Here is a 19,959-nt window from a genome sequence, read left to right as displayed (position 1 = left end):
GCCGGTTGCCGCCGCCCGCGCCGGTGCGCGGGCGGGTTCAACGGCTGCCGCAGGCGGCGCGAGATAGCGCTGCGCGAGCGTTTCGTAGAGCGGCGGCGCGAAGAAGCGCGCCATGCGGCTCGACACCAGCGCGGTCGCCATCAGCGAAATCACGAGCGCGTGGCCGTTGATCATCTCCATCACGATCACGAACGACGTGATCGGCGACTGCGTGACCGCCGCGAGGTAGCCGACCATCGCCAGCGCGATCAGCATCGGCAGGCTCATGTGGCTGAACGCGATGTGCAGCACGTTGCCGAACCCGGCGCCGATCGACAGCGACGGCGCGAAGATCCCGCCCGGGATGCCCGGCAGGTACGACGCGACCATCGACACCATCTTCAGGAACGGATAGAACACCGACAGCTGTTCATGGCCGTCGAGCAGGCCGCGTGCCTCGGCATAGCCGCTGCCGAACGTCGTCCCGCCGGACACGATGCCGACGACGGCGATCACGAAGCCGCACACCGCCGCGAACGTGATCGGGCGCTCGCGATACAGGCTGAGCAGGCGCGCGGGCAGCCAGCGCCCGGTATTGAGCAGCAGCCAGCTGAAGAGGCCGCCCGCGACGCCGGTCACGAGCGCGGTGACGAGCACGGCGACGGCGAGCATTTTTGGGAAATGCTGACCGGCGTCGATCGTGCCGAAGTACGTGTAATTGCCGTTCAGGCCCAATGCGACGACACCGGCGAGGATGATTGCGGTGATCAGCACGCCGCTTGCGCGCGCGGAGAAGCTGCGGGTCAGTTCCTCGATCGCGAACACGATCCCGGCGAGCGGCGTATTGAACGCGGCCGACAGGCCGGCCGCCGCGCCGGCGAGCACGAGCTGCCGCTCGATCTGCGCGTTCGAGCGCGGGTAGAAGCGCCGCAGGTTGAACATCAGCGCCGCGCCGACCTGCACGGTCGGGCCTTCGCGGCCGATCGTGAAGCCGCCGAGGATCCCCAGGAACGAGATCAGGACCTTGCCGAACAGGATGCGCAGCGTGAGCAACCGCGCGCCGAACGTGCCCGGGCTCGCATGCAGTGTCGCGATGACCTGCGGGATCCCGCTGCCCTCCGCGCCGCGAAAGAAGCGGCGCGTCATCCACACGGATGCTGCGGCGATCGACGGCGTGAGCAGCAGCGGCAGCCATGCGGCGTGCTCTCGCAGCGTGCGGAACGTGTCGTAGCCCCAGTCGATCAGCCGCGCGTACAGCACGGCCGCGAGACCCACGGCGATCGCGCCGAGCCAAAATACACCGTACTGGCGCCAGATCCGCAGCGAGCGGCGGGTGAGGGCGGGAAACAGGGTGGGAAGGGTGGAGCGTTGCATCGGCGGCGTGCCGGAGGGGCAAAAATGCATTATAAAAAGAACCGGATGCAGGGCTCGACAAACCTTCACAAAAGCGATGCATTTTGTTGCAAATGTAATGCCGGTGTAATGTTTGTACCCTCCCCGCGTCGTTAGCATGGCGCAATGGTCCGATATTTCCCACAAAGAACGTGAAACGCATCCTCATCGTGAAAGTGACGTCGCTCGGCGACGTCGTCCAGACGCTGCCCGTCGTCGCGGACCTCCATCGCGCCTTTCCGGGCGTGGCGGTCGACTGGGCCGTCGACGAATCATGCGCGGAGGTCGTGCGCTGGCACCCGGGCGTGAGCAAGGTGCTTGGCGCGCCGCTGCGGCGGTTCAAGAAGCTGCGCAACGGCGGCGACCTGAAGGCGATCTCTGCGTCGATCGGCGCGCTGCGCGCGCACCGCTACGATGCGGTCATCGATCTGCACGGCGTCTACAAGAGCGCGATCATCTCGGTACTCGCGCGCGCCGCGCGCCGCGTCGGCTACCAGACGCAGGATCTCGGCGAGACGGGCGCCCGTTTTGCGTATTCGCATCGCTTCGGCCCCAGGCCGGACTGCGACGCATGGCACGGGATGCGCGTGAGCGCCGGCGAGGCGCTGGGCTATGTGCCCGAAGGCATCGCCACGTATGGAATCGTCCCGCCGCAGGATGTGAGCCTGCCGCCCGCCGTGACCGACGGCGCGCCGTTCATGCTGCTGTTTCACGCGACTTCCAATCCAGACAAGAAATGGCCGGCCGACCACTGGGCCGCGCTGGCCACCCGGATAATGGCGCGCGGCGTGCGCGTGCTGTTGCCGTGGGGGTCGCCCGCCGAATATGACGACGCGCAGGACATTGCCGCGCGCGCGCCGGGCGCGATCGTGCTGCCGGCGATGTCGGTGCGCGAACTCGGCGCGGCCATCGGCCGGGCCGCGCTCGTGGTGGGGGTCGATACGGGGTTCGTGCACATGGCGCACGCGCTGCAGCGGCCGACCGTAATGATTTTCGTCGGGACGTCGCGCCACCATTGCGGGATCGGCGGTGCACCGAATGCCCTGTCGATCGGCGAGCCGGGCGCGCCGCCGTCGGTTGCGCAGGCACTCGATGCGATCGATACGGTCGGCCCGGCCTATGCCGCACTGCCCGCGCAACTGACGGCCTAGGGGAACGCGATTCGCGTGAACCGGCCGCGCGGAAGCGAAGCCAGTCGGTTCAGGCGAGCAGCGCTTCGAACGCGACCACCGCGGCGATGGCCGCCAGGTTGGCGAGCAGCGCGTCGAACAGCAGTCCGCGCCAGGTTTTCGGCCGGAAGCGCGCCGCGAGCAGCAGGGCGCCACCCAGCGCGAGCGCCAGGATCAGGATGAGGTCGGCGTTGTCGAGGCGGATGTTCATCGCGGCGGCTCCTTCGGGGAGGGATCCCGTGGGCGCGCAGCGGCGCACCCACGGTCGAGTATAGGCAGCGCCGCCCGCCGCACAACCCGGTGCGCCCCGGAGGCTCAGACGAGCGATGTGTTGCGGGTTTCGCGCATCAGCAGCACGCCGATCAGGCTGATTGCCGCCGCGACCGACACGTACCCGCCGACCCACGACAGTCCGCCATGCGCGGCGAGCAGCTGCGCGATGTACGGCGCGATCGACGCGCCGAGGATCCCGCCGAGGTTGTACGCGACGCCCGCGCCCGTATAGCGGACGTTGGTCGGGAACAGCTCGGGGAGCAGCGCGCCCATCGGCGCGAACGTCACGCCCATCAGAAAGAGCTCGAGCGTCAGGAACAGGGCGACGAGCGGCATCGAACCGCTGCCGAGCAGCGGTTCCATCGCGAAGCCGGACAGCAGCGCGGCGATCGCGCCGACGGCCAGCACCGGCTTGCGCCCGAAGCGGTCCGACGCCCATGCCGACAGCGGCGTCGCGAGCCCCATGAACACCACCGCGAAGCACAGCAGGCCAAGGAAGCTCTGGCGCGGAATATGCAGCGTCGACACGCCGTACGACAGCGAGAACACCGTCGAGATATAGAACAACGTGTAGCAGACCACCATCGCGAGCGCGCCGAGCAGCGTCGGCCGCCAGTGTTGCGAGACGAGCGTCGCGACCGGCACGCGCACGCGCTCGTTGCGATCGAGCGTGGCCTGGAACGCCGGCGTCTCGGTGATCTTCAGCCGCACGTACAGGCCGAGCGCGACGAGCACCGCGCTGACGAGGAACGGGATGCGCCAGCCCCAGCTGCGGAATTGGTCGTCGGACAGCGACAGCGCGAGCGCGAAGAACAGCCCGTTCGACATCAGGAAGCCGACCGACGGGCCCAGTTGCGGGAACATCCCGAACCAGCCGCGCTTGCCTTGCGGCGCGTGCTCGGTCGCGAGCAGCGCCGCGCCGCCCCATTCGCCGCCGAGGCCGATCCCCTGACCGAAGCGCAGCACGCACAGCAGCACCGGCGCGAGCGCGCCGATCGTGTCGTAGCCGGGCACGAAGCCGATCGCGGTGGTGGACACGCCCATGACGAGCAGCGACGCGACGAGCGTCGATTTGCGGCCGATGCGGTCGCCGAAGTGGCCGAACAGGAACGAGCCGATCGGCCGTGCGATGAACGCGATGCCGAACGTGACGAAGGCAGACAGCGCCTGTGCGGTCGCGGAGCCATGCGGAAAGAACACGGGACCGATGACGAGCGCCGCGGCGGTCGCGTACACGTAGAAGTCGTAGAACTCGATCGCGGTGCCGATGAAGCTCGCGAACACGATGCGCCGGTGGCTGACGGCGCCGGCCGAACCGGTTGCGTGTGCAACGGCCGGGGGAGATGCGGACATGGATGTCTCCGTTTTGTCGTGGGGGCGGTCGGCTGGGCGTGCGCTCGGGCAGGCGGGCGCCTGCCGGGAGAGCCGCCGAGCGGATGATGCGGTAGCGGTGTGGACGCGCGCCGTGGCGCGGACGTCGCCCGCCGGTCGACGATGGAGACGGATAGGTCGCCGCCGCCCGGTGCCGGCATGGTCGGCTCGCATGCCGGGTGCGGCGTACGAACGCGCGCGCGGGAGGATGGCCGCGCGATTGCGGAAAATTATAGCCAGCGCCGCGACATAGCGGCAATCACGGACGGGCGCGGGCTCAGTCGAGCGATTGCGCCTGCGCCGACGCGGTGCTTTGCAACTGGAAGCGGCCGTCGTCGTTGAACAGCCAGCCTTCCATCATCTCGATCCGACCATTGCCGTCCAGCAGTTTCGACGGCGGTGCCGGCAGCGGGGCCGAGCGGCGCAGCGACGCGAGCGCGAGCGCTTCCGCTTCGCTGTCGCCGTTGCTGCGATAGACGGATGCGTTGACGAGGCGGCCGCTGCGATCGACGGTGAACGCGACGACGACGAGCGAGCGCAGCATCGCCTGCGGCCCGCGCGACACGGCGGACGGATTGTGCTCGGCGACGCACCGCGCGACTTCCACGCGGTACTGGGCGAGATTCCCGCTGCGCGTGATCGACGGGATGGTCACGACCGAGTGCACCGACGGCGGCGGCGTGATGGTGCAGGCGGCAAGCATCATGGCGGCGACCAGCGCGACAACGCGCGGCCGGTCGACGCGAGGGCAGGGAAGAGAGGGCATGGGAAAGTGCCGGAGGGTGACGATAAAAAAATGATAGACGCCCGTGCACGACGCGTTATCGGGAGAAACGCATAAGGCGCGCGCCGCGACGCAGCGATTCGCAGATGATGGCGAGCGGCGACCCGCCGGTGTCGCGATGTGACGTGACATGTGACGGTGCGGGCGCACGTTGTGCGCACGCGAGTCGCGCGCAGCGGCGGCGATGAACGCGGCGGGCCCGGCTCAGTAGCCGTGCGTCACGAGCGACAGAACGGACAGGTCCGGATGCGTGCCGTCGATGATGCTCTTGCCGATGTGCACGGCCTCCCGAACCGCTTCGTCGACGCTCGCGTAGCTTTCCTCGCCGTCCGCGTGGAAGGGCACCGCATGATCGGGCAGCGCGGGATTCACGCCAGGATGGCAGACATAGCCGGTGTAGGTGTAACGCGTGTCGCTGCCGGGGGCGAGGCCCGGCACGACGTGGATCTCGAAGCCTTCGTAATCGACGTGATCCGTCGCTGTCGACAGTTCGGTCATGGCGGTCTCCGTGTGCCGCTCGCATGGATGGCGCGGGTGGCATCGAGTCGCGGCGGCGGTCGTGTCGCCGTGCTGATCGAATTCTAGGCGATGGCGGCGCGGCCCGTGAGGCTTGTGCGCATGGCCTGCGGCGACGTCGAGCGTGCCGGGTCGCGCGTTACCGCGAGCAGCGCGCGTCCTTGCGCTGCACGACGAGGATCACGGGATACTTCTGACCATGATCGAGTTCCACCGGCGCGACGACCGTCAGCGTCGCCGGGTCGGAATCGTCGTACACGCTGACCTGCTCATTGCGGATATACGTCACGCCGGTGCAGTTCGACGCGCGCCCGTCATCCGACACCTTGCACTGGATCTCGTTTTCCTTCAGGTAGTTGTACGGCGTCGGGCTCGCGAGATATTCGCGCAGGCCGCGCGGCGAGCCGCCGACGCCCTTCACGTACGCGATCGCGCACGACGGCGTTTGCGCGTCGGCGCCGGAGGCGGAATCGGCTGCTGCTGCGTGCGTGCTGACAGCGGCCAGCAGGGCGACGAGCGACGAGGCGATGAAGGGCTTCATGACGTGGGTTTCCCGTTTCGCGAATCGGAGCGCCGGATTGTAACGGCATCCGGCGGGACGTGTCGGCACGCGGGGCGGGCATCGCGCGCGGCGCGCGGCGGACAAACAAAAACCCCGTCATTCGAAGAATGGACGGGGTTTGGCGAACGCTTGGCGGAAGCGGTGAGATTCGAACTCACGGACAGTTTCCCGTCGCCGGTTTTCAAGACCGGTGCCTTAAACCGCTCGGCCACGCTTCCACACGAGGCGGCATTGTAACCGAAATGCCGCCTCGTTCCGCTTCAGTCGTCGCGCAGGAACAATTCCTGCAGGTCGTTGAGGAAACGCTGGCCGAGCGGCGTCGGCGCGATCTGCGCGAAATCGCGCGTGATCAGCCCGCGCCGCTCCGCTTCCTTCAGCGCGGGCTCGATCGTGCTGATCGGCAGGCCGGTGCGTTCGACGAAGCTGTGCACGGGAAAGCCCTCGACGAGCCGCAGCGTGTTCAGCATGAACTCGAACGGCAGGTCGCGCGGGCCGACTTCACGCTCTTCCTGCACCGGTGTGCCGGCCATCGCCTGTTCGATGAAGGTCGCCGGATGCTTGTAGCGCGCCTGCCGCAGGATCCGGTTCGGGAACGACAGCTTGGTGTGCGCGCCCGCGCCGATCCCGAGATAGTCGCCGAAGCGCCAGTAGTTCAGGTTGTGCTTGCACTGATGATTCGGCTTCGCGTACGCGGACACTTCGTAGCGACCGTAACCCGCCTCGGCCGTGCGTTCGTGAATCCATTCCTGCATGTCGGCCGACGCGTCGTCGTCGGGCACCGCGGGCGGAAACTTCGCGAACATCGTGTTCGGCTCGAGCGTCAGGTGATACAGCGACAGATGCGGCGGCGCATACGACAGCGCGGTCTCGATGTCGGTCCGGCATTCGTCGAGCGTCTGGTTCGGCAGCGCGAACATCAGGTCGAGGTTGAAGTTGTCGAACGTCTTCGCGGCGATCTCGACGGCCGCGCGCGCCTGCGCGGTGTCGTGAATGCGGCCGAGCGCTTTCAGATGGCCTTCGTTGAAGCTCTGGATGCCGACCGACAGGCGGTTCACGCCGCTCGCGCGAAACTGCGCGAACTTCGCGGCCTCGAACGTGCCCGGGTTCGCCTCGAGCGTGATCTCGGCGTCCGCATCGAGCGGCAGCAGCGCGCGCACGTCGGACAGCAGCCGGTCGAGCCCGCCTGCGGACAGCAGGCTCGGCGTGCCGCCGCCGATGAACACCGTATGCACCTGCCGGCCCCAGACGAGCGGCAGCGCCTGTTCGAGATCGGCACGCAGCGCGTCGAGATATTCGGCTTCCGGAAAGCGCTCGCCTTTCCACTCGTGCGAGTTGAAATCGCAGTACGGGCACTTGCGCACGCACCACGGAAAATGCACGTACAGCGCGAGCGGCGGCAGCGACGTGAGCCGCACCTGCCCGGGCGACGTGAACGTCGCGACGACGCGCGCGCCGGTTTCCGCCGCCTGGCTCATGCGGCCTCCGGCTGCGAATGCGTGACGAAGACGATCATGCGGGTTCCTCTGCGAGCCGCGCGAGCAGCGCCTTCAGCGCGAGCGCGCGATGGCTGTGCGTGTTCTTCACGGCCGGCTCGAGTTCGGCCGCCGTCGCGCCGAGCGACGGCAGGTGGAAATACGGGTCGTAGCCGAATCCGTGCTCGCCGCGCGGCGTGTCGACGATCTCGCCCACCCAGCGACCTTCGGCGAACAGCGGTTCGGGATCGTCCGCGTGGCGCACCAGCGCAAGCACGCAGCAATAGTATGCGCGCCGGTCGTCGACGCCGCGCAACTGCTCGACGAGGTACGCATTGTTCGCCGCGTCGCCCGGGGCGCGACCCGCGCGCTGCGCGTAGCGCGCCGAATAGACGCCCGGTGCGCCGCGCAGGGCGCGCACGCACAGGCCGGAATCGTCGGCGATCGCCGGCAGGCCGGTGAGCCGCGACGCATGCCGCGCTTTCGTCAGCGCATTCTCGATGAACGTGCCGAACGGTTCTTCCGCCTCGGGCACGGCCAGGTCGCCCTGCGGCACGATCTCGATGCCCACCGTCGAGAACAGCGCGGTGAATTCGCGCAGCTTGCCGGCGTTGTTCGACGCGAGCACGATGCGCGACAGCGGCGCGAGGGTGCGATCGTCAGACATGGCCGGCGCCCAGCACGTCCTTCTGCAACTGCACGAGCTGGCCGATTCCGCTTTGCGCGAGGTCGAGCAGCGCATTCATCTCGGCGCGCGAGAACGGCACGCCTTCGGCGGTGCCCTGGACTTCGACGAAGCCGCCGGCGCCCGTCATCACGACGTTCATGTCGGTGTCGCAACGCGAATCTTCCGCGTAGTCGAGGTCGAGCAATGGCGTGCCTTCGTACACGCCGACCGAGATCGCGGCGACATGATCGGTGATCGGCGAGCGCGCGAGCTTGCCGGCCGCGATCAGCTTCGACACGGCGTCGTGCGCGGCGACGAATGCGCCGGTGATGCTCGCCGTGCGCGTGCCGCCGTCGGCCTGGATCACGTCGCAGTCGATGTGGATCGTGCGCGGGCCGAGCGCCTCGAGATCGAACACCGCGCGCAGCGCGCGGCCGATCAGGCGCTGAATTTCCTGCGTACGGCCCGTCTGCTTGCCGCGTGCGGCTTCACGGTCGCTGCGCGTGTGGGTCGCACGCGGCAGCATCCCGTATTCGGCCGTCAGCCAGCCCTGGCCGCGATCGCGCAGGAATTCGGGCACGCGTTCGGCGACGCTCGCGGTGCAGATCACCTTGGTGTCGCCGAATTCGACCAGGACCGAGCCTTCGGCGTGTTTCGTGTAGTGGCGCGTGAGGGCGACCTTGCGCAGTTCGTCGGCGCGACGGCCGCTCGGGCGGGACAGGGAAGACGTCATGGGGGAATCGTGGACGGGAGAGGAAACCCCGATTTTAGCGCCGAACGGCAGCGTTGCCCGGCGGGGTAGGGTGCAAAAATGGGATAATGCGCGCTTCCCGCCCCGCGCCTTGCAATGCGCCGGGCGCCTCGACATATTCCCGCCCGCAAGGGCACCCAGACGGCGAGACGAACCATGATCTACAGCATGACGGGCTATGCGAGCGCGACGCGCGAACTCGCGACGGCCACCGGCAACGGCGGCACCAGCGTGTCGGTCGAACTGCGCACCGTGAACTCGCGCTTCCTCGACCTGAATTTCCGCATGCCGGACGACGTGCGTGCGTGCGAATCCGCGCTGCGCGAAATGCTGATGAACAAGCTGTCGCGCGGCAAGGTCGACGTGCGCATCAACCTGCAGCGCGGCGAGCAGAGCATCGGCGCGGGCGCGCTGAACCAGTCGGCGCTCGGCCAGCTCGCCGAGCTCGAGCGCTCGGTGCTCGATGCGTTCCCGGGTGTCGGCCGCCTGCGCGCGGGCGAGATCCTGCGCTGGCCCGGCGTGCTCGCCGAGAGCGGCGTGTCGGCGGATGCGATCCGCGAAGCGGTGCTCGCGTGCGGCAAGGAAGCGATCGGCGAACTCGTCGTCGTGCGTTCGCGCGAAGGTGCGCAACTGGCGACGATGCTGCTGTCGAACGTCACCGAAATGGAAGCGATCGTCGCGCGCATCACGCCGCTCGTGCCGGAGCTGATCGCGAAGCATCAGCAGAAGATCGTCGAGCGGCTGCAGGAAGCGCTCGGCCTCGCGGCGCCCGAAGGCAGCGCCGCGATCGTCACGCGCGAGGAAGCCGCGGAACGCATTCGTCAGGAAGTGACGATGTACGGCATCCGGATCGATATCGCGGAAGAGCTGTCGCGACTCACCGCGCACCTGAACGAAACGCGTCACGTGATCGAGAAGGGCGGCCGCGTCGGCAAGCGTCTCGACTTCATGATGCAGGAACTGAATCGCGAAGCAAACACGCTCGGCTCGAAGGCGGCGGCGAAGGAACTGGCCGACGCATCGATGGCGCTCAAGCTGTTGATCGAGCAAATGCGCGAGCAAGTGCAAAACCTGGAGTAAAGAGATGAAACAACCCCCATGCTCACTACGTTCGCTGCCCCTTGAGGGGGCGGTGAGTCTTATTGGGGCGGCACGGCGGAGGCTGACATGACCGAATTCACCCGCGACGGCCACGCGTCGCATGCGCTGCACGGCGGCGTCTATCCCGGCAACCTGTTCATGGTCATCGCGCCGTCGGGCGCCGGCAAGTCGACGCTCGTGAACGCGCTGCTGTCGAAGGACAGCGACATCTGCCTGTCGATTTCGTACACGACCCGCAAGCCGCGCCCCGGCGAGCAGGACGGCCAGCACTATCACTTCACGACCGTCGAGGATTTCCGCGCGCGCCACGCCGCGCACGAATTCCTCGAGAGCGCGGAAGTGCACGGCAACTACTACGGCACGTCGCGCGTCTGGATCGAAGAGCAGATGATGAACGGCCATGACGTGCTGCTCGAGATCGACTGGCAGGGCGCGCAGCAAGTGAAGAAGCAGTTCCGCAACGCGGTCGGCATCTTCATTCTGCCGCCGTCGCTCGATGCGCTCGAGGAGCGCCTGAAGAAGCGCGGGCAGGACGAGCCGAACGTGATCACGCGACGCCTGCTCGCCGCGGGCAGCGAGATGGCGCACGCATCCGAGGCGGAATACGTCGTGATCAACGAGAATTTCGATCGTGCGCTGGCCGAGCTCGAATGCATCGTCACGGCAACGCGCCTGCGCTTTGCTTCGCAGTACGCGCGACACACGGAGCTGTTCATCGAGCTCGGCATCCATCTGCCCCACGCGGAATGACGCGAGGGTAGAGGGACATAAGGTAGAATAAGGACTATATTCAGAAGGAATTACCAACATGGCTCGCATTACTGTCGAAGACTGCCTGAAGCAAATCCCCAACCGCTTCGAACTGGCGCTCGCCGCCACCTACCGCGCGCGGCAGCTCGCGCAAGGCCATACGCCGAAGATCGAGAGCCGCGACAAGCCGACCGTCGTCGCGCTGCGCGAGATCGCTTCCGGTCACGTCGGCGTCGAGATGTTGAAGAAGGTGCCGGTGTAACGCGCATCCGGCCCGTTCCAGCCATGTAATCCACGCGCGCAACGACTCGACCTGGAGGCGAATATGAGCACCACCCCATCGTCCGCCTCCGCGGATTCGACTACCGAAGCCACGGCCCGGTCGCCTGCGCGCCAGTACATCGACGCGGTCCTCGAACAGTCCTTCCGGCATCTGTTCGGGCCGACCGCCACTCCGGAGCAGCCGCGCAAGCACGGTGTCGTTTCGATCGCGAAACTGACGGCGGTGCTTGCCGAGTATCTCCCTCCGGAAGAAATCAAAGAGGTCAAGGCGGCGTTCCACTTCAGTGACGAAGCCCACCTCGGTCAATATCGCCAGAGCGGCGAACCCTACATCACCCATCCCGTCGCCGTCGCGGAAATCTGCGCCGGCTGGAAGCTCGACGCGCAAGCCGTGATGGCAGCGCTCCTGCACGACGTGATGGAAGACCAGGGCGTGACCAAGAGCGAGCTGGCCGAACGCTTCGGCCCGAAGGTCGCCGAACTGGTCGACGGCCTGTCGAAGCTCGACAAGATGGAGTTCCGCAGCCGCGAGGAAGCGCAGGCGGAAAACTTCCGCAAGATGCTGCTCGCGATGGCACGCGACGTGCGCGTCATTCTCGTCAAGCTCGCCGACCGTCTGCACAACATGCGTACGCTCGGCGCGGTGCCGATGGAAAAGCGCCGCCGCGTCGCACGCGAGACGCTCGACATCTATGCGCCGATCGCGCACCGTCTCGGGTTGAACAATACGTATCGCGAGCTGCAGGACATGAGCTTCGCGAATTTCAACCCGCATCGCTACGCGACGCTCGAGAAGGCTGTGAAGGCCGCGCGCGGCAACCGCCGCGAAGTGATCAGCAAGATCCTCGAGTCCGCGCAGCGCGCGATGACCGACGCGAAGATCGACGCCGAGATCACCGGCCGCGAAAAGACGATCTACAGCATCTACCGCAAGATGCGCGACAAGCAGCTGTCGTTCTCGCAGGTGCTCGACGTGTACGGCTTTCGCGTCGTGGTCGATAGCCCGCTCGACTGCTACACGTGCATCGGCGCGCTGCACGCGCTGTACAAGCCCGTGCCCGGCAAGTTCAAGGACTACATCGCGATCCCGAAGATCAACGGCTATCAGTCGCTGCACACGACGCTCGTTGGCCCGTTCGGCGCGCCGATCGAGTTCCAGGTGCGCACGCGCAAGATGCACGAGATCGCCGAGGCCGGCGTGGCCGCGCACTGGCTGTACAAGAACGGCGGCGCCGATCTGAACGACGTGCAGAAGCGCGCGCACCAGTGGCTGAAGTCGCTGCTCGACATCCAGAGCGAAGCCGGCGATTCGAGCGAATTCCTCGAGCACGTGAAGATCGACCTGTTCCCGGATGCGGTCTACGTGTTCACGCCGAAGTCGAGGATCATGGCGCTGCCGCGCGGCGCGACGGCGCTCGATTTCGCGTATTCGATCCACAGCGATCTCGGCAACCAGTGCGTGGCCGTGAAGATCAACAACGAGTTGCTGCCGCTGCGTACCGAGCTGAAGAGCGGCGACATCGTCGAGGTGATCACCGCGCCGTATTCGAAGCCGAACCCCGCGTGGCTCGGTTTCGTGCGCACCGGCAAGGCACGCTCGGCGATTCGCCACTACCTGAAGACGATGCGCCTGAACGAGTCGGTGCAGCTCGGCGAGCGGCTCGTCGACCAGAGCCTGAAGGGTTACGGGCTTGCGCTGGCCGACGTGGCGCCGGAAGTGTGGGAGAAGCTCGTGCAGTGGACGGGCAACAAGAGTCGCCAGGAAATCTTCGCGGACATCGGCCTCGGCCGCCGCGTCGCCGCGGTGATGGCCAAGCGCATCGAGGTGCTGACGAGCGGCCGCGATGCGGACGACGATCTGCCGAAGTCCGAGCGGCATCCCGCGCACAATGCGCCGCCGGTCGTCATTACCGGCACCGAAGGGATGTCCGTGCAGCTGTCGGCATGCTGCCGGCCGATTCCGGGCGATGCGATCATGGGCTATATCGGCATCGGCCTCGGGATGGCGATTCATACGACCGATTGCCGTGTCGCGCAGCGCATCCATCGCCGCGATCCGGGCCGCTGGATCGACGTCGAATGGGCGCCGCAGCCGGGCCGTTTGTTCGACGTCGCGGTGAAGGCGCTCGTGAAGAACACGAAGGGCATCTTCGCGCGCGTGGCGGCGGACATCACGTCGGCCGACGCGAACATCGTCCACATCGCCATGGACGAGGATCTGACGCACGAATCGACGGTGCTGCGCTTCGTGATCCAGGTCAGCGATCGCGTGCACCTGGCGAACGTGATGCGGCGCGTGCGGACCAATCCGGACGTGATGCGGATCATGCGCGAGCGCTCGACCGACGACAGCGTGCATGCGCGTCACGACGGCGGCATGCGTATCGAGCGCGAACGACAGGATTACTGACGCGACGCGTTGCCTGAGCGGGATACGACGGCGGCCACGGGCCGCCGTTTTCATTGGTGACGCGGGCCAGGTGGCGTTGTGCGCTGGCGAACCGGCTCGAGTCGAGCGGGAGCGCTGATCGCCGGGAAGTGTGGAGGGGAGTGGAAAAGAAAAAAGGGCCTTCCCGGAGGAAGGCCCTTCTAAGGTGGCGCGGCTGGCAGGATTCGAACCCACGACCCCTTGGTTCGTAGCCAAGTACTCTATCCAACTGAGCTACAGCCGCACGCAAAGCGGTACTACTTCAACTGTCGGAACCTTCTGCGATGGGAAGGCCCCCAAAAAGGTGGCGCGGCTGGCAGGATTCGAACCCACGACCCCTTGGTTCGTAGCCAAGTACTCTATCCAACTGAGCTACAGCCGCACGCAAAAACAAAATACTACTACTTTGAACTGAAAGGGCCTTCGGTTCGGAAGGCCCTCGAAAAAGGTGGCGCGGCTGGCAGGATTCGAACCCACGACCCCTTGGTTCGTAGCCAAGTACTCTATCCAACTGAGCTACAGCCGCACGCAGAAGCGGAAGTATAGCAGAGTCGTATAAAAAGGGAAGCCTTATCCGCAAAATATGTCGCACGATATTGTGCGGCCGCCTTCGTGTACCCTTGAAGCATCGATCATCCAGGTTTTGAATCCGCATCATGAACAAGGCGTTTGTCAAAGAGTCGGACGGCGACGACGACGATCTCGACCCGAGTCAACCCGCGATCCCGGCGGGCACGAAGAACTACATCACGCCGGCCGGCCACAAGCGGCTCAGAGACGAGCTCCTGAACCTGATCGACGTCGAGCGTCCCGAGGTCGTGCGCCTCGTGTCGTGGGCCGCGTCGAACGGCGACCGGTCGGAGAACGGCGACTACATCTACGGCAAGCGGCGGCTGCGCGAGATCGACCGCCGGATCCGTTTCCTGACGAAGCGGCTCGATCTCGCCGAAGTCGTCGACGCGAGCCGGCAGGAGAACGTCGACCAGGTGTTCTTTGGCGCGACCGTCGATTATGCGACGCCGGACGGCGAGGATCACACCATCACGATCGTCGGGATCGACGAGGTCGATCTCGATCACGGTTGCGTCAGCTGGATCTCGCCGGTCGCGCGGGCGCTCATCAAGGCGAAGATCGGCGATACCGTCACGCTGATGACGCCGGCCGGTCCGCAGCCAATCGACGTGCTCGACGTTCGCTATCCGGCAGCGGGCAACGCGTGAGCGTGAAGCGACGCATCCGCGCCACGCCGCGCTGAAACGAACAAGCGCCCCGGGCGGGGCGCTTCGTCATGACGGTCCCGGTCGACCGGCCGGGGCCCACCGTATCGCTCAGAAGCGGTGGCGCATGCCGGCCGTGACGGCGATCTGCTTGTTCGTCGACGACGCGGTGCCGAGTCCGTTGATATTCGCGCCGATCGCCAGCCCACTGGAATTGACCCGCTGGTATTCACTCTGCAGGTACAGGTCGGTGCGCTTCGACAGCGCATAGTCGGCCTGCAGGTTGAACTGGTGCCAGCTCGGCGTCTGGCCGTCGAGACGGCTGTCGGTGTACGTGTACGAGCCGGCGAGCGAGAACGCCGGCGTCAGCGCGTAGCGGCCGTTCACCTCGTAATTATTGAAGCGCGTGCCGCCGGTGAGCGGGATGCCGCTCGACACGCCGGACTGCCCGGGGCTGATCCCAGCCGAATTGGTCAGGCGCGTCTGCGTGAACACGAAGCCGGCCGTCGCGGGCCCGAACGTGTAGTTGAGGCCCGCGCCCCAGGTGCGCTGCCGGCTGGCCGCGAAGGTCCAGTCGCCGGCCACCGCGCCGGGGTCGCTGGCCGCGAGCGCCAGCGCGTTGATGTTGTTGTTGAGCTGCATGTACGCGGCCGCGACGTTGAAACCCATGTAACTGTACGACGCGCCAACGCTGTAGGCGCGATTGTTCGCGAAACCGGTGGAATTCGAGAAGCCGTACAGGCCGCCGAACTTCAGGCCGCCGTAGTTCGCGCTCTGGTACTTGACCGAGTTGTTGATCCGGAACGAGTTGTTCAGGTTGTCGTTGTCGAACGGGTGCGCGAACTGCGTGCCGCCGTACTGGGTGCCAGTCAAGGACAGCGGGCCGACGAAGTCGACCACGCTGTCGTATTGGCGGCCGAGCGTGAGCGAGCCGTAGCTGTTGTGCGCGAGCCCAACAAACGCCTGTCGGCCGAACTCGCGGCCGTTCTGCTTCAGTGAACCGTTGTTGATGCCGAAGCCGTTTTCCAGCGTGAAGATCGCCTTCAGTCCGCCGCCGAGATCCTCGGTGCCGCGCAGGCCCCACCGGCTGCCGTTGATCGAGCCGCTCGTCTCCTGCCACGCGCTGTGACCGTGCTGGTTGTTCGTGTAGGTGATGCCGGCATCGATCAGGCCGTACAGCGTGACGCTGCTTTGCGCATGGGCGGCTGTGGCAGCCACGCCCGCCAATGCGGCGACGATCAGGGTCTTTTTCATGATCTGTCTCCAAACAGGATGATGTCGATCGAACCTGCTGTGGGCATCGGCGGCGTCGCGGGTCAGCGACACCGTGCGCGTGGGGCGCGGCACCCTCGTCGGAAAACCATTTGTAGTGTACGGATCGGTCCGGGTGGGGACGAAAACCGCATCCTGCAATACTGTATTTTGAATCGCGCAAGAATAGCCGCATGTGCCGAGAGCCGCGGCCATCAAGGCTTTGCGGCGGTGCAGCCGGCGGAAATACTACTCAGGACTGCGTACTAGCTGTTGCGCGATCGCGACAGGCGCTCAGTGGCAGGCGAGGGTAGGCCTAGCGCGATTATTGACACATCGGCAATAGAGGTTTGTGTGGAGCATGGATAATGAAAGGATGTTCTCTCGCTATACTGCGATCTCTGCTTTCCGAAGCAGACTTTTTCGTTGACGGAAAAGATCTCCAAACCTTTGTCGGCGCGACTTCCCAGTCGCGCTTTTTTTTTGCCCGTCTTCCCCGATCCCTACTGCGTGTACGAGCGCCGCTTGCGCTTGGCGGCCGGCGGCGTGTCGTCGGCTTCGGCAGGCAGCGGCGTATAGGTCCAGTCTTCCATCACGTAGTGACGGGCGTCCAGCGGCGACGCCAGCAGGTTCTGCCAATGATCGCCGTGCCAGTTCGGATCGAACTCGGTATCGCACGGCGCTTCACGGGGCTCGGCCAGCGCGCGGGACTTGCGGCGTGCGCGTGCGAGCCGGCTCGCGAAGCGCTTGATTCCATCCAGCCACATGACCCTTCTCCTTCCATTGCTCGGCACCAGCATCGCAACGTCCCCCGCTTTTCGCAACCCGAAAAAACCCGAGGATTTTACCGACCCGATTTTTCTCGGTAGGTTTTTCACTGTATTGATTATTGGGGACCCGATCCCGGTAATATTGACAGGTTTTTGATGCGAATCAATTAATAAAAGACGATGGTGTACCGATTCCAGTGGTATTGACGTTTTTTTGATAAAGAACGCATCAAAAATTTTCTTGACGCACCCGGATTGTCCAATTTATAAAGTGAGCACTCCGTCCCCGGGCGGAGCGCTGGGGGTGGGTATCGGCGCGCCGTTGCGGGATTTCGGGAGGCGGCTATATCAGTAGCTTTTTTGATCTAAACGAGTGGGGAAGAAAGGTATGGATACCGGTATCGTAAAATGGTTTAACGATGCTAAAGGTTTCGGCTTTATTACGTCAGACAATGGCGGCGAAGATTTGTTTGCGCACTTTTCCGAAATCCGGATGGACGGCTTCAAAACGCTGAAGGAAAACCAGCGTGTTTCCTTTGAGGTGAAACTCGGGCCGAAAGGCAAGCAGGCAGCGAATATCCAGGCGGTCTGACGCGCCACGCACTGCCGATCACGTCCGGCCCCCGCATCGCGGGGGCTTTTTGCTTTTTGGGGCATGAAAACCGGCCACCGGCGAATCGTTTCCGGTTCGGACTGGTCGTGAGCGTGCATGCCGGTGCATACTCACGAAAGCACCGTTTCCCTGCATTTTTCATGTCCGATTCCTGTCCGTCCGATTCCGCCTGCGAGCAGCCGCTCGTCTTCGTCGACCTTGAAACCACCGGTGGCTCGTCCGCCGAGCACCGCATCACCGAAATCGGCGTGGTGGAAATCGGCCCGCTCGGCGTATCGACATGGACGACGCTGGTCAACCCGGGACAGTCGATTCCGCCGTTCATCCAGCAACTGACCGGCATTTCGGACGAAATGGTGCGCGATGCGCCGTCGTTCGCGTCGCTCGCGCCCGCGCTGTTCGAGCGGCTCGACGGCAAGCTGTTCGTCGCGCACAACGCGAGCTTCGACCGCGGCTTTCTGCGCGCCGAATTCGAACGAGCCGGCATCGCGTTCAATCCGGACGTGCTGTGTACGGTGCGGCTGTCGCGCGCGCTGTTTCCGCGCGAGGCGCGGCACGGACTCGATGCGCTGATCGAGCGGCATAGCCTCGTGCCCGCGGCCCGCCACCGGGCGCTCGCGGATGCCGACCTCCTTTGGCAGTTCTGGCGTCAGTTGCACGAGATCGTGCCGCTCGAGCGTCTGCGCGACCAGATTGCGCTTACGACGCGCCACTTCCGTCTCGCGGGGGGCATGACCGAAGCGTGGCTTGATACCGCGCCCGCCGGATGCGGTGCGTACGCGCTGTTCGGGGAGGGCGACGAAGCCCTTTACGTCGGGCGCAGTGTGCGGGTGCGGCAGCGCTTGCGCGCGTTGCTGACCGGCGAGCGGCGCTCGTCGAAGGAAATGCGGCTCGCGCAGCAGGTGCGGCGAGTCGAATGGCGGGAGACCGGCAACGAGCTGGGGGCGATGCTCGCCGAAGCGCAGTGGATCGCCCGCCTGCGTCCGTCGCACAACCGGCGTCCCGCGGCCGATAAGGCCCGTGCGGGCAATGCGTGCTGGCCGTTCGACGGCGCGGTCGCGTTCGAAGCGTGCGGCGAGCGCCGCCTGTTTCACGTGATCGACGGGTGGCGCTATCTCGGTGCGGCCGAATCACTCGACGCGGCCGTGCGGCTCGTGGCCGACGGCCCGGACGGTGCGTACGAACCCCATACCCATCGCCTGCTGCAGACCCATCTCGCGCGCGGCCTGCAACTGATTCCGCTCGCGGCGCTCACGCCTGCCGACTGAGCGCCGCGTGCCGCGGCGCACGGTGGCCGCGCGTCGTCAGCCGATCGCGCTGGCGCCGCCGGCCGAGCAGACGTGCGACAGCGCCGTGCCGAGCGCCTGCGTCCGGCTGGCGTCGTAGCGGGTGAGCGTCTTCCAGTTCGCGATGCTGCGGGCGAGCCGCGCCTGGCAATCGGGCGCGTCGCGCAGCGGCGCGATCCGTGCGAGGCCGGCCAGCATCTTTTGCGTGAGCTGGTCGAGCGCCGGCCGCGTGCTGGTCGCGAGGTCGGGCGGCGTGCCTTCGGGCGGCTGTGTCGCGCGCCAGGTGGCAAAGAGCGCGTTCTGCACGTCCTTGCTCGCGGCGATCTGATCCTCGAAGAACGTACGTGCGAACGCCGGATCCACCCCCACCTGTGCGGCGCGCTTCTCCACCGATGCGAGCAGTTCCGCTTCGCGCGGCTGGTCCTCGATCGCCTTGTGGTTCGCCCATTTCCAGCGGGCGACGGGTTCGGCAAGCGCGATCCGCTGCGACGCGAGCGCGACGAGGTTGGTGAGCGCGGTGTCGTCGCCGTCCGCGCGCGCGACGGGCGGCGACGACAAAAGGGCGACGCCGAGCGCGGCGACAGCGACGCTGGCACGAATGGCTTGTTTCATCGGAACGATCGGGAGAGCCGGGCGGGCCGGAGGTGGAAAACCAGAAGGATAGACGAAGACAGTCGCGCGGCGAAACGACGCGACAGAAGAATCAGCGGACGCGCTGACCCGGCACCATCAGGCCGTTGCAGCCCGGGTGCGAAGCGATCTGCGCCGAAAACGCAGCGATGAACCGCACGATATCGATCGACACGTGGCGGTTACAGAACCGAACGTAGGTTCACTTCGGCGAGTACAGCTTGTGCTGCTCGTCGAAGAATGCCCGGACGTGGTCGGGCAATTCGGCGAGGAATTCCACGCCGACGGGTTCCGGATCCGGGCTCATCACTTGCTCGGGCGGGGGCATGCGAGTTGGTCTTTCGTCCATGGTCGTTTCTCCAGCAGGTCCAATAATTATCAACCTCGCGCTTGGATTTATGCCAGTGGCGAATCGTTAGATTTTGTCTCTGTTGTATTAACGGCACATGCGCTGCGGCGCGTCGTGCGATGCCGGCTATTGCATCCGGCTCGATCGGCAACCGTCGGGCGCTTGTTATACTTGCGCGCACTTTTTCCTGGACCGCGATGAAACGGACGACGCGATGGATCGGCCTCGTATGGCTGGCGCTGGTACTGAACGTACTGTCGCCCGTCATCGGCTACGCGCGTCTCGCGTCGAGCGGTTCCGGCGAGCTCACGCTCGAGCTGTGCAGCGCGGCAGGCGCTCGCCAGGA

At 65.8% G+C, this 19,959-nt stretch carries 21 protein-coding genes, 4 tRNA genes and 1 pseudogene; 9 read left to right on the top strand and 17 right to left on the bottom strand.

All coding sequences use genetic code 11. From position 1 onward, the window contains the following. On the bottom strand, nt 1–1,353 hold a 1,353-nt coding region (locus F3J14_RS25400), incomplete at its 3' end, for a chloride channel protein (RefSeq protein WP_166725317.1). Between the two features lie 170 nt (nt 1,354–1,523). On the opposite strand from F3J14_RS25400, the gene waaC reads away from it, so the two are divergent. Next, nucleotides 1,524–2,522 (top strand): lipopolysaccharide heptosyltransferase I, encoded by a 999-nt coding sequence (waaC, locus tag F3J14_RS25395; protein WP_166725316.1) that lies wholly within the window; start codon nt 1,524–1,526, stop codon nt 2,520–2,522. A 49-nt stretch (nt 2,523–2,571) separates the two neighbouring features. Here waaC and F3J14_RS25390 read toward each other — a convergent pair whose 3' ends face one another. From F3J14_RS25390 to rph, 9 genes are all read right to left on the bottom strand, one after another. After that, a complete protein-coding gene (locus F3J14_RS25390) occupies nt 2,572–2,751 on the bottom strand; it encodes a hypothetical protein (RefSeq protein ID WP_105830982.1) in 180 nt (59 codons plus the stop codon). A gap of 104 nt (nt 2,752–2,855) precedes the next feature. Continuing rightward, a complete protein-coding gene (locus F3J14_RS25385) occupies nt 2,856–4,166 on the bottom strand; it encodes an MFS transporter (RefSeq protein ID WP_166725315.1) in 1,311 nt (436 codons plus the stop codon). A gap of 295 nt (nt 4,167–4,461) precedes the next feature. Beyond that, a complete protein-coding gene (locus F3J14_RS25380) occupies nt 4,462–4,950 on the bottom strand; it encodes an energy transducer TonB (RefSeq protein WP_247682285.1) in 489 nt (162 codons plus the stop codon). Between the two features lie 222 nt (nt 4,951–5,172). Next, nucleotides 5,173–5,466: a hypothetical protein gene (locus F3J14_RS25375; protein ID WP_166725314.1), complete on the bottom strand. Its 294-nt coding sequence runs from the start codon at nt 5,464–5,466 to the stop codon at nt 5,173–5,175. Nucleotides 5,467–5,623: 157 nt separating this feature from the next. Beyond that, nucleotides 5,624–6,025 carry a hypothetical protein gene (locus tag F3J14_RS25370; protein WP_166725313.1) on the bottom strand — a complete coding sequence of 134 codons (402 nt, stop codon included), beginning with the start codon at nt 6,023–6,025 and terminating at the stop codon, nt 5,624–5,626. A 151-nt stretch (nt 6,026–6,176) separates the two neighbouring features. Beyond that, nucleotides 6,177–6,264 (bottom strand) — tRNA-Ser (locus F3J14_RS25365). A 42-nt stretch (nt 6,265–6,306) separates the two neighbouring features. Further along, on the bottom strand, nt 6,307–7,521 hold the full coding sequence (gene hemW, locus F3J14_RS25360; protein ID WP_166725312.1) for a radical SAM family heme chaperone HemW: 1,215 nt from the start codon (nt 7,519–7,521) through the stop codon (nt 6,307–6,309). Nucleotides 7,522–7,555: 34 nt separating this feature from the next. After that, nucleotides 7,556–8,185, bottom strand: coding sequence for an RdgB/HAM1 family non-canonical purine NTP pyrophosphatase (rdgB, locus tag F3J14_RS25355; RefSeq protein ID WP_166725311.1), 630 nt, complete (start codon nt 8,183–8,185; stop codon nt 7,556–7,558). Then, nucleotides 8,178–8,918, bottom strand: a complete 741-nt coding sequence (gene rph / locus F3J14_RS25350; RefSeq protein WP_166725310.1) for a ribonuclease PH — start codon at nt 8,916–8,918, stop codon at nt 8,178–8,180. The genes rdgB and rph overlap by 8 nt, the downstream gene beginning before the upstream one ends. 174 nt (nt 8,919–9,092) lie before the next feature. Here rph and F3J14_RS25345 point away from each other — a divergent pair, with 174 nt between their 5' ends. From F3J14_RS25345 to F3J14_RS25330, 4 genes are all read left to right on the top strand, one after another. Then, nucleotides 9,093–10,016 (top strand): YicC/YloC family endoribonuclease, encoded by a 924-nt coding sequence (locus F3J14_RS25345; RefSeq protein WP_011656223.1) that lies wholly within the window; start codon nt 9,093–9,095, stop codon nt 10,014–10,016. 87 nt (nt 10,017–10,103) lie between these two features. Then, a complete protein-coding gene (gene gmk / locus F3J14_RS25340; RefSeq protein ID WP_006750850.1) occupies nt 10,104–10,787 on the top strand; it encodes a guanylate kinase in 684 nt (227 codons plus the stop codon). 58 nt (nt 10,788–10,845) lie between these two features. Next, nucleotides 10,846–11,049, top strand: coding sequence for a DNA-directed RNA polymerase subunit omega (gene rpoZ / locus F3J14_RS25335; RefSeq protein WP_006756189.1), 204 nt, complete (start codon nt 10,846–10,848; stop codon nt 11,047–11,049). 63 nt (nt 11,050–11,112) lie between these two features. Next, nucleotides 11,113–13,479, top strand: coding sequence for a bifunctional (p)ppGpp synthetase/guanosine-3',5'-bis(diphosphate) 3'-pyrophosphohydrolase (locus tag F3J14_RS25330; protein WP_006750852.1), 2,367 nt, complete (start codon nt 11,113–11,115; stop codon nt 13,477–13,479). A 185-nt stretch (nt 13,480–13,664) separates the two neighbouring features. On the opposite strand, the gene F3J14_RS25325 is transcribed toward F3J14_RS25330, so the two are convergent. The 3 genes from F3J14_RS25325 to F3J14_RS25315 all read right to left on the bottom strand — a co-directional run bounded on the left by F3J14_RS25325 (nt 13,665) and on the right by F3J14_RS25315 (nt 14,023). Next, nucleotides 13,665–13,741: transfer RNA gene (locus F3J14_RS25325), tRNA-Arg, on the bottom strand. Between the two features lie 61 nt (nt 13,742–13,802). Next, nucleotides 13,803–13,879 (bottom strand) — tRNA-Arg (locus F3J14_RS25320). 67 nt (nt 13,880–13,946) lie between these two features. After that, a tRNA-Arg gene (locus F3J14_RS25315) sits at nt 13,947–14,023 on the bottom strand. 130 nt (nt 14,024–14,153) lie between these two features. Here F3J14_RS25315 and greB point away from each other — a divergent pair. Then, nucleotides 14,154–14,717, top strand: coding sequence for a transcription elongation factor GreB (greB, locus tag F3J14_RS25310; RefSeq protein ID WP_166725309.1), 564 nt, complete (start codon nt 14,154–14,156; stop codon nt 14,715–14,717). A 108-nt stretch (nt 14,718–14,825) separates the two neighbouring features. Here the strand turns inward: greB and F3J14_RS25305 are convergent, their stop codons facing one another. Both F3J14_RS25305 and F3J14_RS25300 read right to left on the bottom strand, forming a co-directional pair. After that, the gene (locus F3J14_RS25305) at nt 14,826–15,968 is read right to left on the bottom strand and encodes a porin (RefSeq protein ID WP_166725308.1); all 1,143 of its coding nucleotides are present in this window, start codon (nt 15,966–15,968) and stop codon (nt 14,826–14,828) included. 500 nt (nt 15,969–16,468) lie between these two features. Continuing rightward, nucleotides 16,469–16,732 carry a hypothetical protein gene (locus F3J14_RS25300; RefSeq protein WP_006750856.1) on the bottom strand — a complete coding sequence of 88 codons (264 nt, stop codon included), beginning with the start codon at nt 16,730–16,732 and terminating at the stop codon, nt 16,469–16,471. 391 nt (nt 16,733–17,123) lie between these two features. Here F3J14_RS25300 and F3J14_RS25295 point away from each other — a divergent pair, with 391 nt between their 5' ends. Both F3J14_RS25295 and F3J14_RS25290 read left to right on the top strand, forming a co-directional pair. Next, a complete protein-coding gene (locus F3J14_RS25295; protein ID WP_006750857.1) occupies nt 17,124–17,327 on the top strand; it encodes a cold-shock protein in 204 nt (67 codons plus the stop codon). 161 nt (nt 17,328–17,488) lie between these two features. Next, nucleotides 17,489–18,616, top strand: a complete 1,128-nt coding sequence (locus F3J14_RS25290; protein WP_166725307.1) for an exonuclease domain-containing protein — start codon at nt 17,489–17,491, stop codon at nt 18,614–18,616. Nucleotides 18,617–18,652: 36 nt separating this feature from the next. Here F3J14_RS25290 and F3J14_RS25285 read toward each other — a convergent pair whose 3' ends face one another. Both F3J14_RS25285 and F3J14_RS25280 read right to left on the bottom strand, forming a co-directional pair. After that, nucleotides 18,653–19,246, bottom strand: coding sequence for a chorismate mutase (locus tag F3J14_RS25285; RefSeq protein WP_166725306.1), 594 nt, complete (start codon nt 19,244–19,246; stop codon nt 18,653–18,655). A 220-nt stretch (nt 19,247–19,466) separates the two neighbouring features. After that, nucleotides 19,467–19,613, bottom strand: a complete 147-nt coding sequence (locus F3J14_RS25280) for a hypothetical protein (protein ID WP_006756195.1) — start codon at nt 19,611–19,613, stop codon at nt 19,467–19,469. Between the two features lie 197 nt (nt 19,614–19,810). Between F3J14_RS25280 and F3J14_RS35815 the strand changes: the two are divergent. Continuing rightward, nucleotides 19,811–19,959, top strand: a pseudogene (locus F3J14_RS35815) (DUF2946 domain-containing protein); the annotation flags it as partial.

This window comes from Burkholderia sp. Tr-862 (genome assembly GCF_011753085.1).
GTDB classification, from domain to species: Bacteria; Pseudomonadota; Gammaproteobacteria; order Burkholderiales; family Burkholderiaceae; genus Burkholderia; species Burkholderia ambifaria.
The sequence above is the reverse complement of the archived record's forward strand: the minus strand, read 5'-3'. Positions and strand labels throughout refer to the sequence as shown.

Bases quoted from the DNA above. Each gene is read 5' to 3' on its own strand.
- F3J14_RS25290 (WP_166725307.1), top strand. From the start codon at position 17,489: ATGTCCGATTCCTGTCCGTCCGATTCCGCCTGCGAGCAGCCGCTCGTC.
- F3J14_RS25280 (WP_006756195.1), bottom strand. From the start codon at position 19,613: ATGGACGAAAGACCAACTCGCATGCCCCCGCCCGAGCAAGTGATGAGC.
- rdgB (WP_166725311.1), bottom strand. From the start codon at position 8,185: ATGTCTGACGATCGCACCCTCGCGCCGCTGTCGCGCATCGTGCTCGCG.
- greB (WP_166725309.1), top strand. From the start codon at position 14,154: ATGAACAAGGCGTTTGTCAAAGAGTCGGACGGCGACGACGACGATCTC.
- F3J14_RS25380 (WP_247682285.1), bottom strand. From the start codon at position 4,950: ATGCCCTCTCTTCCCTGCCCTCGCGTCGACCGGCCGCGCGTTGTCGCG.
- F3J14_RS25295 (WP_006750857.1), top strand. From the start codon at position 17,124: ATGGATACCGGTATCGTAAAATGGTTTAACGATGCTAAAGGTTTCGGC.
- F3J14_RS25375 (WP_166725314.1), bottom strand. From the start codon at position 5,466: ATGACCGAACTGTCGACAGCGACGGATCACGTCGATTACGAAGGCTTC.
- F3J14_RS25285 (WP_166725306.1), bottom strand. From the start codon at position 19,246: ATGAAACAAGCCATTCGTGCCAGCGTCGCTGTCGCCGCGCTCGGCGTC.
- hemW (WP_166725312.1), bottom strand. From the start codon at position 7,521: ATGAGCCAGGCGGCGGAAACCGGCGCGCGCGTCGTCGCGACGTTCACG.
- gmk (WP_006750850.1), top strand. From the start codon at position 10,104: ATGACCGAATTCACCCGCGACGGCCACGCGTCGCATGCGCTGCACGGC.
- F3J14_RS25345 (WP_011656223.1), top strand. From the start codon at position 9,093: ATGATCTACAGCATGACGGGCTATGCGAGCGCGACGCGCGAACTCGCG.
- F3J14_RS25390 (WP_105830982.1), bottom strand. From the start codon at position 2,751: ATGAACATCCGCCTCGACAACGCCGACCTCATCCTGATCCTGGCGCTC.
- F3J14_RS25330 (WP_006750852.1), top strand. From the start codon at position 11,113: ATGAGCACCACCCCATCGTCCGCCTCCGCGGATTCGACTACCGAAGCC.
- F3J14_RS25305 (WP_166725308.1), bottom strand. From the start codon at position 15,968: ATGAAAAAGACCCTGATCGTCGCCGCATTGGCGGGCGTGGCTGCCACA.
- F3J14_RS25370 (WP_166725313.1), bottom strand. From the start codon at position 6,025: ATGAAGCCCTTCATCGCCTCGTCGCTCGTCGCCCTGCTGGCCGCTGTC.
- rpoZ (WP_006756189.1), top strand. From the start codon at position 10,846: ATGGCTCGCATTACTGTCGAAGACTGCCTGAAGCAAATCCCCAACCGC.
- F3J14_RS25300 (WP_006750856.1), bottom strand. From the start codon at position 16,732: ATGTGGCTGGATGGAATCAAGCGCTTCGCGAGCCGGCTCGCACGCGCA.
- rph (WP_166725310.1), bottom strand. From the start codon at position 8,918: ATGACGTCTTCCCTGTCCCGCCCGAGCGGCCGTCGCGCCGACGAACTG.
- F3J14_RS25385 (WP_166725315.1), bottom strand. From the start codon at position 4,166: ATGTCCGCATCTCCCCCGGCCGTTGCACACGCAACCGGTTCGGCCGGC.